Genomic DNA, 13,191 nt, shown 5'->3' with positions numbered 1-13,191 from the left:
CTATAAAAAATTTAAATGTTTTTATTGTCACAAGGTTATTGTCGTGGTAGTATTAGAAAAAATAAATTTCCTTTAATCTGGTCCAGAGAGGCCAAAAAGGGCAAAATGTAAATATCGTATATATTATCTTATTATGTATATATGAATACCCTTTTGTCCTTTGGATGGAAGGGTATTTTATTTTTTGCCACATTATCTTTTAATCATAGTCCAGTGAGGCTTGGAAGGAGAATAACAGAAGTGAATTATCAGAAAAAAACAGTGGTAGCATCAGTAGCAGGTTTAACATTAGAAGGTATGGACATCATGTTTATTTCCTTTGCCATGTCCATGATCATTGCAGAATTTCATATTGACTTAGCAACTGGTGGACTTATTTCATCCATTACTAATTTGGGAATGTTATTTGGCGGAATGATTTTCGGTATTTTAGCCGATAAGTTTGGAAGAGTTAGAGTTTTTACTTATACGATTCTATTGTTTGCCATTGGTACGGCGTTAACCGGATTGGCAACAAATATTGAACAAGTATACATTTTTAGGTTTATTGCCGGTTTAGGAGCCGGTGGAGAATATGGAATTGGAATGGCGCTTGTTGCAGAAGCATGGCCAAAGAATAAACAAGGACGGGCTTCTTCTTATGTGAGTGTTGGTGCTCAATTTGGTGTGATCCTTGCTGCACTACTAAGTGCGATCCTTCTTCCAACTTGGGGATGGAGGGGATTGTTTTTCGTTGGAATTATCCCTGTTATTTTTGCCTTTATCGTGCGTAAAAACTTAGACGAGTCACCAGAATGGCTGACTTCGAAAAAAGGTAACCATCTAGTAGCAAAACAAGGAAAGTTGAAGCAATTGTTTGCAACAAGAAGAACAGCCCTAACTACAATTGCATTAGCAATAATGGCAACGGTCCAAATTGCAGGCTATAATGGCTTAATGATTTGGCTGCCATCTATGCTGCAACAATCACAAGGGCTTTCGGTTTCAAGTTCTGCCCTTTGGACGATTAGTACGGCTGTTGGGATGATTGCAGGTATGCTGACATTTGGACAATTTATGGATCGTCTTGGAATGAAGAGGACGTATGGACTCTTTTTATTAGCATCGGCCGTGGCTGTATTTCTATATTCCTATGCGTCCGGAAGCACAGGAGTTTTAATTGGCGGTGCCATCGTTGGATTTTTCTCGAATGGAATGTTTGCTGGGTATGGGGCATTAATTAGTTATTATTATCCGGTAGAAATTCGCAGCACAGCAACTAACACGATTTTTAACTTTGGAAGAGCGTTAGGGGGATTATCTCCTATTTTAGTAGGATTCATTCTACAGCACGCTACTGTCACCATTGCAATGGGCTATCTAGCTATCCTTTATTGCATTTCGTTTATGGCTATGATTAGTTTAAGAAAAGGTCAGGTTAAAGTGAAGCAAGAAACCATTACTAGTCTTACTAAAGCTGTATAAGTAACTTCGAAGCCATTACCTCTCATGTGGGAGGTAATGGTTTTTTTATTAGCATTTTTTGTCTTAACAGCGGCGCTAAGTATAAATTGATGTTTGTCGATCGTTTTATGAATGAATAACCCAATAAGAAATGACAGCTGAAAAAGTGGCGGAGCCTTCTACATGGAGATGAATTTTATGTTGATATATAAAAGTGAATAAACAATTATATTAAGTTAACGCTATACATAAAGAAAGTTAAGTAAAAGGAGACTTCATCATGAAGGCATATAAAATGACAAATATGATTATAGATGATGATTTTGCTGTCGAAGAATATGTGACAGCTGAATTTACCCACAACTATGATAACTATAGCATTACTTTTAAAAAAGCAGACCTCGAAATCATTAATACCTGGGTGTTCAAGGATGGGACCTCTTTTCCGGCAGATTTATCAGATGAAATAATTGAATCCATAAGAGAAGATGTGAAAAAAAGAATCTAATAATTTTTTGAGTTTTCTTCCACAACCAATTTATTTTAATATGTCACAATGTACCAAGAGAATTAGCATGAACAGGAATACAGGCTTATATATCGCAGCGATAAACAGTACAATCTAGAATGAGCTAAGCACAAAATAAGATATTGTTATACGTTAGAGCCCAATCTTTATCCAGGATTGGGCTTTTTACTGTAGCATCAATTTTCAAAAATTTTCTAATAAATACTGGAAATGAAACCTAGTGTGTTATATAATTACAATTAATTAATCATTCTGTTATATAACAAATAATCAATAAATCTAAAAAAATTAAAAAAGGGGAAGAGGAAATGAAAAAAATTGATTCAATCGCACGTAGAATACTAGGTTGGAAGTTAAACAGATGGGATCGTTGGTATGATTATGAAAAGGGGATATTCATTCATGAGTCTGATTTTCAGCCAGAGCAAAACCTTGACCATGCGATGCTAATTGTTGATCGTTTACAAGATTTGGGATTTGCTTATACAATAAAAGGTCTTTCTAAGGTTTGCTTTAATGACATTTGTGCAACTGGTGAGACGTTAGCACAAGCGATTACGAATGCCGCCTACTCAATTGTCGAACTTAGCTCAGTTCCGGATACCACAAGAATGTGGCAGAAATTATGCTAAAACTCCATTTAATCTTAATTATCTGAACCAATTTAGCTGTCGAGATTGTCTCGACAGTTTTTTTTCGGAAATTATGTTGGATAAATGAGTTGGTTCTCATCGTCTTTCTGATTTTAGCCAATATACTTTTATCCAAATACTCAAATCAAAATATGGTAGTGAAAAAGAAAAATTCATTGTGGTCATAAAATTTCCCCGAATGGGTGGTATAAACGGGAAAGTGATAGGGATGTATAAATGATTCGAGAGGTATGGCTCCATACAATTATTAATTTGAGCTTTCTCATTAAATAATTGCTTAGGACCGATATGATGAAAATGATAAAATATAATAATTAAGAGATAAGGAGTAAATAAAGCTATGAATAAAATAGAAATAATAGCACGCAGAATTCTAGGTTGGAAATTAAATAGATGGGATCGATGGTTTGATTATGAAACTGGCGTTTTCATTCCTGTTTCTGAGTTTCAACCCGAGCAAAATCTTGACCACGCGATGCGGATTGTCGATAGATTGGAAAAGTTAGGGTTTACCTATTCAACTAATGGAGTTTCAATGGCTTGCTTTAATGATTTTTGCGAAACTGGAGATACTTTAGCGGAAGCCATTACCAACGCTGCCTACTCCATTGCCGACACTAGCACAGTACCTGAAGAATGGCTATAAATATGACCATCAAATATTCACTACCTACTATATTTGATATAAAAATAAAAAGCACCATCTAAGGAAAAGGCAAGCGAATCCGATTTACTTTACCCAGATTACCGGATTATCTAAAATAGCTAACCAGCTAAAAACACTTGAATAAAAATATAACAGGTAAAAAGGAATGTAAAGATACCGAAACTAATTCTACCCATGCGATTTCCGGTGGACATTTCATTTTTATAATTAATTTCTCCCCTATGTTTTACTATTGATAACATTTGCAGTTTAAAGATTACTAAAAAATTTCCAGGGAAGTCATCCAATCAGAGTCTGAGGTCTTTTTTAGTCATCTTAGCGAGGAACGAATATATTAATATGTCGAAGCAAACACTAAAAAGGGCAGCATGGTGTTGTTTTGGTAAGTGGAAAAATAAAAACACTATGATTTTGGTTTATACATAAGAAAAAACTAGATCCAGAAAGACTACAGGAGGAAAGGAGATATGATGAATAAAGAAAAAGGATGGAACTTTGATAATAGTTATGCACGTCTACCGAAATCATTTTTTACCAGTCACAATCCAACCCCAGTCCGTGCACCGAAGCTGATCATTCTCAATGAACCTTTGGCTGCAACCCTCGGGTTGAACGTTGAAGAACTGCAAAGCGAAGATGGTGTAGCGGTGTTTGCAGGAAACCGGATTCCTGATGGTGCTTCACCACTTGCTCAGGCTTATGCGGGACATCAATTCGGGCATTTTACGATGTTAGGCGACGGCCGTGCCGTGCTGCTTGGGGAACAGACCACTCCCTCGGATGAACGGGTAGATATTCAGCTTAAGGGTCCTGGTAGAACCCCATATTCCCGCGGAGGGGATGGTCGTGCGGCCCTTGGACCGATGCTTCGAGAATACATCATCAGCGAAGCTATGCATGCGCTTGGAATTCCTACGACCCGTAGTCTAGCAGTTGTGACTACAGGAGAGCCCGTCATCCGCGAAACAGCTTTACCTGGTGCCATTCTTACCCGGGTGGCCGCTAGTCATCTGCGCGTTGGTACTTTTCAATTCGTAGCAAAGTGGGGCTCAGATGAGGAACTTCAGATCCTAGCCGATTACACAATAAAGCGCCATTATCCAGAAATTGAAGCGGATAAGAATCGATATCTTTCGCTGCTTCAGGAAGTAATCAAGCGTCAGGCTGCACTGATTGCCAAATGGCAATTGGTTGGTTTTATTCATGGAGTAATGAATACCGACAATATGACCATTAGCGGAGAAACGATCGATTATGGTCCTTGCGCGTTTATGGATGCTTATGACCCAGAAACGGTATTCAGTTCCATTGATAGACAAGGCCGCTATGCCTATGGCAATCAGCCTTATATGGCCGGCTGGAATCTTGCGCGATTTGCTGAAACTCTTTTGCCGCTGCTACATGACAAACAGGAGCAGGCTGTCGAATTGGCACAGGATGCGATTTCAAATTTTTCTAAGTTATATCAAGTAAATTGGCTCGAGGGAATGAGAGCGAAGCTGGGAATATTTAATGAAGAGATTGAAGATGAATCGCTTATAAATGACCTTCTTACTTTGATGGAGAAAAATCAAGCAGACTATACCAATACCCTCAACGCATTAACTTTTGATAAGCCGGAAGAAACAGGTTTGGTTGGGATACCAGAATTTTCTCAGTGGAATGAGTTGTGGCAGGCGAGACTAAGCAGGCAGGAGGAATCGAAAGCCTCCGTGCAACAATTAATGCGAAACAGCAATCCTGCGGTTATACCTCGAAACCACAGGGTAGAAGAGGCACTAGAAGCTGCAGTGGAACAAGGAGATTACAGTGTAATGGAGAGGCTGCTTAATGTTCTTTCAAAGCCTTACACGTATACCCCTGAAAAGAAAGAATACTGCACATTGCCTGCGCCATCAAACCAGCCTTACCGAACCTTTTGCGGTACCTGATTTAGGAACTTGACAGTTTTTTATAAGAAATGGTATTTCTTTATTAACAACCCTAAAGCGGTTCAATTCCACAAAAATGAATTGAACCATATATTTTTTATCAGCCTGGATATTGGTGGGGGAGTTGACATGATTTTTACACTATTGATTGAAAAGAGTCTGTATAGTTCAATAGATAATTGTCATAAAAATGTAAATCTTTTGCTAAGCGGACTCTTTTAATGTTAAAAATAAGTTATTTATTATGACGGGATGATGGCTACTGGTCGTACCCAGCTATTTAAACTGAGTAATATAAAGCGAAAAATTTTCTAAAAAACTTATCTTTTTTCTAGCATTTTCTTTCAAGTTTCATACACTTTGGGGCCTGGGACACCGGATGGCAGGTATTTTAAGAAAAATATATTGCTTCAAGACAAAGATTGATAGCATTTTACCGATTCTATCGGAAATCTTTCAAACGTTAATCTGCTGATTTTTGACCAGAAGGTTTGGATGTTCCGTATAGTTGTTCAAAGGTTCGAAAGGTATAAGAGAGGTGCTTGTACCATTATTGAAATTGACTTAACATGGTTGGGACATAAATTCAATCCTTAATTTTTCAACGTTAATGGCATTTCTTTTTTTACAGTTGCCTTTATGATTGGGTATTTTGCTGAAAAAATAGATAATGCTGCAATGTAAACAAGGAAAAGCGGTGGTGAAGAGATATAAAAAAGACCTCCATTTATAGATGGAGGTAGGGGGGGGACTCAGTTCTGGAATGTTACCAGATTGAATACAGATGCCTTTGATATTTAAAATTAGATATTGTTCACGAATTGCTCAAAATTAATAGCCTACCTCTACCGAAGCAACGACTATGTACATTAGATCATTTTTATCTCCCTTATCCTCGAGGACAATCCCGCTGGTTGTTATCATTCCTCCATCCATTACTTCCACCGTAACTTTCCCATATGGCAATGCTTCTTTTACAGCCGTAATATCGAGTTTTTCTTTATCACAAGGAACGGCGAGTTTCACATTCACCCTCATATTATCTAAACTGTTTTCAGGGAGCACCGAACGAATACCTGGCATCGAATTATAGTGAATGGCATTTTTTACGGCACGAACTGCTGCAGACGTAATATTTTGACCATGCACATCAATCCCCATCCCGGTTTCAATAAACATTAATTTTTCCATAATTGATTTATCTTCCTTTCCATTTGCATTTACCACTTTATTTTATCGTTTTTCATGGATGATGTTAAATATTTGTTGTAGATGCAGCAGCTTTGCTTAGACTAGGATTCAAATTCGGAATTTAAGTTTGAGAGGGTTATTTGCAGCTAATTAAGTTTTTAAACTTAATAAGATATACTCTCCAATAATTAAAGCTGACTGAACTGGTTACGATCCCTTCAGATATTTTTAATCGGACGGTAAAAGGAATAAACATCAAGAGCAGCAATCCAATCACAACCGGATTATAGGCAATCGTTTCAAATAGGATGAAAGAAAAAACAATGGCAAGCATGCAAGCGAAAAATCTGGAATATGCAGCCTGCAGTGATTTCTTTTTGGAATTCTGTACACATAGGATGGTGATGATTCCTGCGGAAGCAAAGGAATTCAAGCTGAAAAATTGAGCAATACTAATCGCTGCAGCCGCACCGATGGCAGTCTTGATAGTTCGATAACCAAATTTTAATGGGAACATATAATACCTCTAATTTATGTTTATATTTACATTGTATATAAAAAAATTATGATCCCATCCACAGGAGTATCTTAAGGGATATTATGGTTTTTATCAACTGATGGATTAATGATAGAATCATTTCATAAAGGGGTGGATTTTTTGAAAGCATCCCGTCAAGAGAAATAGGTACAAAAATTTAGGAAGGTTAAACCTGCATTTGTTTTTGAAAAAAAAGACTTTCGGTATAATAAAAGTAAACAATGAAGACTAGAGATGAGGGAGATAAGATGATGATTGTTATTGAAAATGATTGGTTGAAGGTGGAGATCAGTCATAATGGGGCAGAAGTACGTAAAGTGAAGCATAAGAAAAGTGGACTGGACTACATGTGGACTGGGGATCCTGCCTATTGGGGACGCGTCTCACCGGTCTTATTTCCGATTGTAGGACGCTTAAAGGAAGACCGCTATCAACTCAACGGTAAGACATATGAAATGTCACAACATGGCTTTTTGCGTGATGTGGAATTTAAGGTGGATGAGCAGACTACAACAGACGTTTCTTTTCGTTACGAGTCTGGCGGACGTTACCTTCATGTTTATCCTTTCGATTTCAAAGCGATTATTCGTTATACTCTCAATGAGGACAACCTCGTTGTTCATTGGGAAATCGTAAATGAAACCAAGGAAGAGATGTATTTTTCTATTGGTGCCCATCCTGCATTCAGGATTCCACTCTTAGAAAATGAAAACATAGAGGACTATAGTTTGCACATTATTCCTGCTGCAAATAAGAATGAGATGGAATATGAGATAGAGAATTCTCTGATTAGAGAAAAAGGAATGGCTAATGATTTATTAACAATTCCACTCACTGACTCTCTTTTTGCGAATGATGCACTTATTTATAGTAATATCGATCAAGTTACACTGGCATCGAATAAGTCGAATCATGGTGTAGAAGTAAGGTTCGAAGGATTTCCGTTTGTTGGAATTTGGTCGAAATACACAGATGGTAAGATTGCTCCGTTTGTTTGCATCGAACCTTGGTATGGTATTGCTGATACATACAATACAACTGGAAACTTGAAGGAGAAATTCGGAATCAATAGGCTTCAACCAAGAGAATCATTCCGGGCAGAGTATAAAATGAAGTTAATATGAGACATGGGGGGGCGGTTCTCTTAAAATGAATTACGCAAAAAATTATTGACTATTTAGTTGTTCATTAATTAGCTCATATAATATATCCTACTCACTCTCAGGGCTTTTTGGAATTTACAAATAATCATTTTAATTCATCATCTAGAGGTTATTCAATGAAGGTATATAGACTAAAAAGGCAGTTTAATGAATATAAAAGAGGAACACAGTTTTACTTGATTAGTGAATCAGAATTTATTGGGGTTAAAGAGTTTGTATTGCGAACGAAAGATTTAACGAATAGAATATCGATCAATGAAAGTGAACTTCTTAAGAATTTTACTTTCATAAAAGAAATCTTTTAATGAATTAAAGATCCCAAACTGCGTGTAATAAATAATAAACATCGAAGGATGCTAAGAAGAGAAAATTTTTAGTTGATGATGGATTTACTCAGACATTTTTCTAAAAACATGCATTTATTAAAGGTTAAAAGAAAATACTTGGAAGGGAACCTGGAATTGTCTTCATTTCCACAATGATGAAGCATTAAAGAAGGACCGGGAAGCCAATAAATTTTTATAAAGTGGAGGAATTAGATCAATGTATTCTTCAATAGCTGGATTCATCGAGGATTGGAATCAAGAAGCTGCTTTAACTCAAAGCCTAGTGGATGCGTTACAGAATAGTTCCTTGCAGCAACGAGTTTCTTCGGACGACCGAACATTGGGGAGAATTGCCTGGCATATTGTGACCAGTACACCTGGAATGTTAATCGATTTTGGCATCAAGGTCCCCACAGTCGAAAACGCTAAAAACGTTCCAGAATCAGCGAAGGAAATAGCAGGGGCATTTCGAAGAGTAAGCACCGACGTAGCTCACGCCGTGAAGGAACAATGGACTGACAGCTCTCTTACTGAAGAGGTGAATGTGTTCGGTAGGACAATGACAAAAGCTGGAACACTGTCACTTATCGTCAAACACATTATTCATCATCGTGGGCAAATGACCGTTCTCATGCGTCAGGCAGGAGTAAGGGTTCCCGGGCTTTATGGGCCCGCCAGAGAAGAATGGACGCAAATGGGAATGAATGCTCCAACCATTTAATGATAAATTGCTAAGGTACTATCATTTCATAGTGCCTTTTTACTTTTTATTACTTTTTCGAAGTATAGTGATCGTGATTTAGACGGTAAGTAGCTCTGATTGGATTAAATCAAGGGGTATGTTGAAATCCTTATAGCCTGTTCTTTTTCTTTTAAATAGTTTGATCATGTTGGTCTAATAGGTTGGCAAGGATCGCCGAATTTTCTTGGTCGGCATCATATTGCACAATATCATCATACTCAAATAAGTGAAAGCCATCTTGGAATTGTTCAATCATGTATTTCAAAAAGACATTCGGATCTTTTTCTCCTCCACGCCTAAATTCCATCATGATGGCCCTAAATTTATGCGGCGGCAAATCGGTTTGAATATGATAGGATTTTGTTAATCCCAATTGATCCGAACTGTATAAGTTATAGGTATAAGACATGCTTGGACCCTCTTTCTCTTTGTATTCCAGTTATATTTATGTCGTAAATCAGTGCTTCCCAGTAATTCTTAATTCAATATATGGAAACGGATGTAAATCTAAAAGAGGCCGGACAACAAATTCCGATCTCGATTGCAACCTCAATTACCTTCTAAGGCTACAATAAGAAACTATTTTTCATAAAGTACCAAGCATGCAACTAATGTTTCTCATTTTGATTGGACCGCGTTTTTTTAGAATTGTCGTTAAAAACTGATTCCAGCCCATATCCAGTAGAACTGGTTTCAAGCACCTGTTCATTTCCTTTGTTCTTTAAGTTTGCGTTTGTTTGATTTTGAAAAGGATCAAAATTTTCGTTTTCCAAATAATATTCCTCCTGATATATTCATTAAGATCGTAAAAAAAGCGGATGGCTTATCTTTTAATATCTGCCAAGAAAGTGCCGAATGGCATATTTAACACTACTAGTATTTGCAATATGCAGGAAAGTACTTATATAAAACAAATTTTTATGGATGACAATACAAACTTCCAGCCACCCATTCCTGAAAATCGAAAAATTAAAAATAGAGATTTTCCCATCTAAACAGTATAATCAGGGATGGGAGTTGAAACAAATGAACAAAAAAGACATCGCTAATATCCGTAAGCAATTTAAATTAGACAATCATTTGATGAATATTCGAGAAATCTTCAATGTTTATGTGCAGAAGGAATCAGCTGAGATTTATCATCAAGTCTGTCAGCCGTTTCCATTGTTAGATCACGAAGCACAAGAATTGTTTTTGGCCAATTTTAAAAAGGTGTTGACCGGTCATCTCGATGCCAAACTGTTTGAACTGAAATTCATGCGTGATGTGGATTATAGTACACAAGGGATCCTTTTCGAAGGATTACGAGCGGACTCAGAGGATTGGCAAGATAACATGCTGGACATCGTCGGGAAAATATTTTCCCATACTATTTATGAATTTGATACAGTGGTGACATTTATCCGCGGAGAATATCGAAAACCGACTAAGAAGAGGAACCAGGAATCCGAAGAAGGCGGGGAGGATGTGGTTTATTCCAATGAGTTTATCCTTTGCAGCCTCAATAAAACCGATCTTCCGAAAAAATCCTTGATGTTTGATTATATCGAAAAAGAATTCAAATCCTATCATATCGTTGATCCTATTATTAATTTAGACTCGCCAATGTCAGGTTTTTTGTTCCCTACTTTTAACGACAATGCAGCAGATGTGAACCATATTCTCTATTGTGCAGGGAAAGTCAATCAACCCGATTTCACCTTTATTGAAAAGGTGCTTGATTGTGAAGACATTATGACTGCGCAGGATGATAAGGACTGCTTTGACTTTATTTTAAAAGAAGTAATCGGGGACGAAGTGGATTCCGCGGTCATTTCGAATGTTTATGAGGAAATCGATCGGGTGGTACAGGAGAATCAGGAAAAGGAAGACAGTGAACCCTCAACGTTGGATCATCGCGACATCGAACGCATATTAACGGTCAGCGGTGTCGAAAATGTGGAAACAGCCAAAGTGGAGCATGCCTTTAAAAGCGTTGTAGCGGACGAAAAACATGAATTCAAAGCAAGCAGTTTAATTCCTAAAAATATAAAAATAAGTACCAAGGTGGCAAATGTAACCATCAACCCGAAAGACCTGAAAAATCTAAAATATATCACGTACGAAGGAAAACGGTGCCTATTGTTGGAGGTAGATGAAGAGGTCGTCGTAGAAGGATTTCGATTGGAATCGAAGACACTCTAACCATTACAATCAGTGACCGCTAAACAAAAAAACGAAAGCGCCTAAATTGCAGGCGCTTTCGTTTTAATTTGGTTCCTGTTGTAGATGGTGTTTATTTTTTCAGCCATCTGCTTGTGGCTAGAAAGGGAGGGCTAATTAATAATTACAATTGAGGTATCAACAAAAAAGGGTTTTGTTGGAGAGAACTATTGTTTAATACCTGATCTTTTCATTTTTATTCAAGGGGGTAGCAGGTTTTAAAAAATATTTAGAAAATCCAGTTGACCGTTCGCCTACTACGTGTTACGATATACTTGTAGTAAGTCACACTGGATACCGACGTCACTGAATAGTGAGGTTGCAAAATATTTTTAAGAAAAATAGTTGACACCCCCTACTAATCGGTGTTACAATGTACTTGTAATAAGTGATACTGAATAGCGTGATTTCCCAAAAGCTATTCAGTAAAAATTTCCCTTAGTACTATGTTATACTGAATATAAGTCAGACGAAGTAGGGGAGGTAAAGGAGACTCTGAACATGGAAAATTTAACTGAAATGCTGAAGGGTTCGCTGGAAGGCTGCGTGCTGGAAATCATCAGCCGCCATGAAACCTATGGCTACGAGATTACCCGTCGCCTAAACGAGCTTGGGTTTACCGAAGTCGTGGAAGGGACGGTCTACACCATTCTCGTGCGATTAGAAAAGAAAAAACTGGTGACCATTGAAAAGAAACCGTCAGATATGGGGCCGCCCCGCAAGTTTTACTCACTTAATGAGGCTGGCCGCCAGGAACTTGAATTGTTTTGGAAAAAATGGGATTTTGTATCATCAAAAATCAACGTCTTAAAGTCAATCTAGCTTCATAAGATATTCCATCCGCAATTTTTGGAGTGTCTTGTTCAGCTTTATGAATGCGCTAGGATTTTCGGATGTTGTAGACGGTACAGTCTATACCATATTGGTACGACTTGAGAAAAACAAGCTGGTGGAAATTACGAAAAAGCAATCCGATATGGGACCGCCGCGAAAATTTTTCACGCTCAATGACGCGGGACGTGAGGAATTGAGAAAGTTCTGGGAAAAATGGGAATTTGTTGCGACAAAAATCAACGAGTTAAAGGAGAGAAAATAATGAATTTTTGGGAAAAAATCACAGGAAGCGACATGACTAAAGAATTGAAAACTTTTGAATCGCGAGCCAAAAAGCTACCGGCTGATTATCAAGCGGCATGGGAAAAAATTAATGCTAATCTTTGGCCGCACTCAGATTTCACCGGTCGCAACCTCATGCCAATTCTTGACGATGTGCTTGGCCTGCTCGAAGAAACGGCAGCGGACGGTCAGAGTGTACAAGAGGTTTTGGGTGACGATATCAAAGGCTTCTGTTCAGCGCTGGTCGGCGAAGAAGGGGCAAAGTCTTTTCGCGACAAGTGGCGCAAGCAACTCAACAATAACATCGCTAAAAAATTAGGTAAATAGGAGGATAAAATGAGAATACAAGATATCATCGAAGGCAAAAAAGAGTGGCGAGCACACGTGGCGCGTGTCAAAGCGCTCCCGAAAGATTATCAGATTGTTTATAAAGAGATTCAAAAATATTTCTTTAAGGTCGGCCCTGTTGAGCTAACCGACGGGACAGGTTTGCTCTCAGGGATTATCGATCTTTTTGAAGAGGGCGCGGCCTTGGGGAAGAGCGTGCTCGAAGTGACGGGCAGTGACGTAGCGGCTTTCTGCGACGATCTAATCAAAGATTCAAAAACTTACGCTGACATCTATCAAGAATCTGTTGACCAAGAAGTTAACAAGGCCATGAAAAAGGTTACGGAAAAACAAAGTTTAAAA

The 13,191-nt window shown here is 38.0% G+C and carries 15 protein-coding genes and 2 pseudogenes; 13 read left to right on the top strand and 4 right to left on the bottom strand.

What is annotated here, in order from left to right; translation table 11 throughout:
* Positions 1 to 240 precede the first annotated feature (240 nt).
* From QNH20_RS15035 to QNH20_RS15015, 5 genes are all read left to right on the top strand, one after another.
* The gene (locus QNH20_RS15035; RefSeq protein WP_283918809.1) at positions 241 to 1,464 is read left to right on the top strand and encodes an MFS transporter; all 1,224 of its coding nucleotides are present in this window, start codon (positions 241 to 243) and stop codon (positions 1,462 to 1,464) included.
* Between the two features lie 259 nt (positions 1,465 to 1,723).
* Positions 1,724 to 1,951: a hypothetical protein gene (locus QNH20_RS15030; protein ID WP_283918808.1), complete on the top strand. Its 228-nt coding sequence runs from the start codon at positions 1,724 to 1,726 to the stop codon at positions 1,949 to 1,951.
* A gap of 329 nt (positions 1,952 to 2,280) precedes the next feature.
* Entirely contained in the window at positions 2,281 to 2,604 is a 324-nt protein-coding gene (locus QNH20_RS15025) for a BC1872 family protein (RefSeq protein WP_283918807.1), read from the top strand.
* Positions 2,605 to 2,965: 361 nt separating this feature from the next.
* Positions 2,966 to 3,271, top strand: coding sequence for a BC1872 family protein (locus QNH20_RS15020; protein WP_283918806.1), 306 nt, complete (start codon positions 2,966 to 2,968; stop codon positions 3,269 to 3,271).
* Positions 3,272 to 3,759: 488 nt separating this feature from the next.
* Positions 3,760 to 5,223 (top strand): protein adenylyltransferase SelO, encoded by a 1,464-nt coding sequence (locus QNH20_RS15015; protein WP_283918805.1) that lies wholly within the window; start codon positions 3,760 to 3,762, stop codon positions 5,221 to 5,223.
* An 831-nt stretch (positions 5,224 to 6,054) separates the two neighbouring features.
* Here the strand turns inward: QNH20_RS15015 and QNH20_RS15010 are convergent.
* Positions 6,055 to 6,414: a Lin0512 family protein gene (locus QNH20_RS15010; protein WP_283918804.1), complete on the bottom strand. Its 360-nt coding sequence runs from the start codon at positions 6,412 to 6,414 to the stop codon at positions 6,055 to 6,057.
* Between the two features lie 196 nt (positions 6,415 to 6,610).
* Positions 6,611 to 6,931: pseudogene (locus tag QNH20_RS15005) on the bottom strand (aromatic acid exporter family protein); the annotation flags it as partial.
* Between the two features lie 269 nt (positions 6,932 to 7,200).
* Between QNH20_RS15005 and QNH20_RS15000 the strand changes: the two are divergent.
* The 3 genes from QNH20_RS15000 to QNH20_RS14990 all read left to right on the top strand — a co-directional run bounded on the left by QNH20_RS15000 (position 7,201) and on the right by QNH20_RS14990 (position 9,162).
* Complete coding sequence (locus tag QNH20_RS15000) at positions 7,201 to 8,076, top strand: aldose 1-epimerase family protein (RefSeq protein WP_283918803.1); 876 nt, start codon at positions 7,201 to 7,203, stop codon at positions 8,074 to 8,076.
* A 155-nt stretch (positions 8,077 to 8,231) separates the two neighbouring features.
* Positions 8,232 to 8,420 (top strand): hypothetical protein, encoded by a 189-nt coding sequence (locus QNH20_RS14995; RefSeq protein ID WP_283918802.1) that lies wholly within the window; start codon positions 8,232 to 8,234, stop codon positions 8,418 to 8,420.
* A 238-nt stretch (positions 8,421 to 8,658) separates the two neighbouring features.
* A complete protein-coding gene (locus QNH20_RS14990) occupies positions 8,659 to 9,162 on the top strand; it encodes a DinB family protein (protein WP_283918801.1) in 504 nt (167 codons plus the stop codon).
* 151 nt (positions 9,163 to 9,313) lie between these two features.
* On the opposite strand, the gene QNH20_RS14985 is transcribed toward QNH20_RS14990, so the two are convergent.
* Together QNH20_RS14985 and QNH20_RS14980 are read right to left on the bottom strand one after the other, a co-directional pair.
* Positions 9,314 to 9,592, bottom strand: coding sequence for a hypothetical protein (locus QNH20_RS14985; RefSeq protein WP_283918800.1), 279 nt, complete (start codon positions 9,590 to 9,592; stop codon positions 9,314 to 9,316).
* 199 nt (positions 9,593 to 9,791) lie between these two features.
* Complete coding sequence (locus QNH20_RS14980; RefSeq protein WP_283918799.1) at positions 9,792 to 9,956, bottom strand: hypothetical protein; 165 nt, start codon at positions 9,954 to 9,956, stop codon at positions 9,792 to 9,794.
* Positions 9,957 to 10,209: 253 nt separating this feature from the next.
* Between QNH20_RS14980 and QNH20_RS14975 the strand changes: the two genes are divergently transcribed.
* The 5 genes and pseudogenes from QNH20_RS14975 to QNH20_RS14955 form a co-directional block, all read left to right on the top strand.
* A complete protein-coding gene (locus tag QNH20_RS14975) occupies positions 10,210 to 11,367 on the top strand; it encodes a DUF4317 domain-containing protein (RefSeq protein WP_283918798.1) in 1,158 nt (385 codons plus the stop codon).
* A 519-nt stretch (positions 11,368 to 11,886) separates the two neighbouring features.
* On the top strand, positions 11,887 to 12,207 hold the full coding sequence (locus QNH20_RS14970) for a PadR family transcriptional regulator (RefSeq protein WP_057776084.1): 321 nt from the start codon (positions 11,887 to 11,889) through the stop codon (positions 12,205 to 12,207).
* Positions 12,208 to 12,244: 37 nt separating this feature from the next.
* A complete protein-coding gene (locus QNH20_RS14965; protein ID WP_481857978.1) occupies positions 12,245 to 12,481 on the top strand; it encodes a PadR family transcriptional regulator in 237 nt (78 codons plus the stop codon).
* On the top strand, positions 12,481 to 12,828 hold the full coding sequence (locus tag QNH20_RS14960) for a DUF1048 domain-containing protein (RefSeq protein WP_283918797.1): 348 nt from the start codon (positions 12,481 to 12,483) through the stop codon (positions 12,826 to 12,828). The genes QNH20_RS14965 and QNH20_RS14960 overlap by 1 nt, the downstream gene beginning before the upstream one ends.
* 9 nt (positions 12,829 to 12,837) lie before the next feature.
* A pseudogene (locus QNH20_RS14955) lies at positions 12,838 to 13,179 on the top strand (DUF1048 domain-containing protein); the annotation flags it as partial.
* Positions 13,180 to 13,191: the final 12 nt, after the last annotated feature.

Origin of the sequence: Neobacillus sp. WH10 (assembly GCF_030123405.1) — a bacterium.
Taxonomy (GTDB): domain Bacteria; phylum Bacillota; class Bacilli; order Bacillales; family Cytobacillaceae; genus Neobacillus.
The sequence above is the reverse complement of the archived record's forward strand: the minus strand, read 5'-3'. Positions and strand labels throughout refer to the sequence as shown.

What these genes read in the sequence shown, in the direction of transcription:
- QNH20_RS14990 (WP_283918801.1), top strand. Translation starts at nt 8,659, where the DNA reads ATGTATTCTTCAATAGCTGGATTCATCGAGGATTGGAATCAAGAAGCT.
- QNH20_RS15000 (WP_283918803.1), top strand. Translation starts at nt 7,201, where the DNA reads ATGATGATTGTTATTGAAAATGATTGGTTGAAGGTGGAGATCAGTCAT.
- QNH20_RS14960 (WP_283918797.1), top strand. Translation starts at nt 12,481, where the DNA reads ATGAATTTTTGGGAAAAAATCACAGGAAGCGACATGACTAAAGAATTG.
- QNH20_RS14970 (WP_057776084.1), top strand. Translation starts at nt 11,887, where the DNA reads ATGGAAAATTTAACTGAAATGCTGAAGGGTTCGCTGGAAGGCTGCGTG.
- QNH20_RS14985 (WP_283918800.1), bottom strand. Translation starts at nt 9,592, where the DNA reads ATGTCTTATACCTATAACTTATACAGTTCGGATCAATTGGGATTAACA.
- QNH20_RS14995 (WP_283918802.1), top strand. Translation starts at nt 8,232, where the DNA reads ATGAAGGTATATAGACTAAAAAGGCAGTTTAATGAATATAAAAGAGGA.
- QNH20_RS15010 (WP_283918804.1), bottom strand. Translation starts at nt 6,414, where the DNA reads ATGGAAAAATTAATGTTTATTGAAACCGGGATGGGGATTGATGTGCAT.
- QNH20_RS15025 (WP_283918807.1), top strand. Translation starts at nt 2,281, where the DNA reads ATGAAAAAAATTGATTCAATCGCACGTAGAATACTAGGTTGGAAGTTA.
- QNH20_RS15015 (WP_283918805.1), top strand. Translation starts at nt 3,760, where the DNA reads ATGATGAATAAAGAAAAAGGATGGAACTTTGATAATAGTTATGCACGT.
- QNH20_RS15030 (WP_283918808.1), top strand. Translation starts at nt 1,724, where the DNA reads ATGAAGGCATATAAAATGACAAATATGATTATAGATGATGATTTTGCT.
- QNH20_RS14975 (WP_283918798.1), top strand. Translation starts at nt 10,210, where the DNA reads ATGAACAAAAAAGACATCGCTAATATCCGTAAGCAATTTAAATTAGAC.
- QNH20_RS15020 (WP_283918806.1), top strand. Translation starts at nt 2,966, where the DNA reads ATGAATAAAATAGAAATAATAGCACGCAGAATTCTAGGTTGGAAATTA.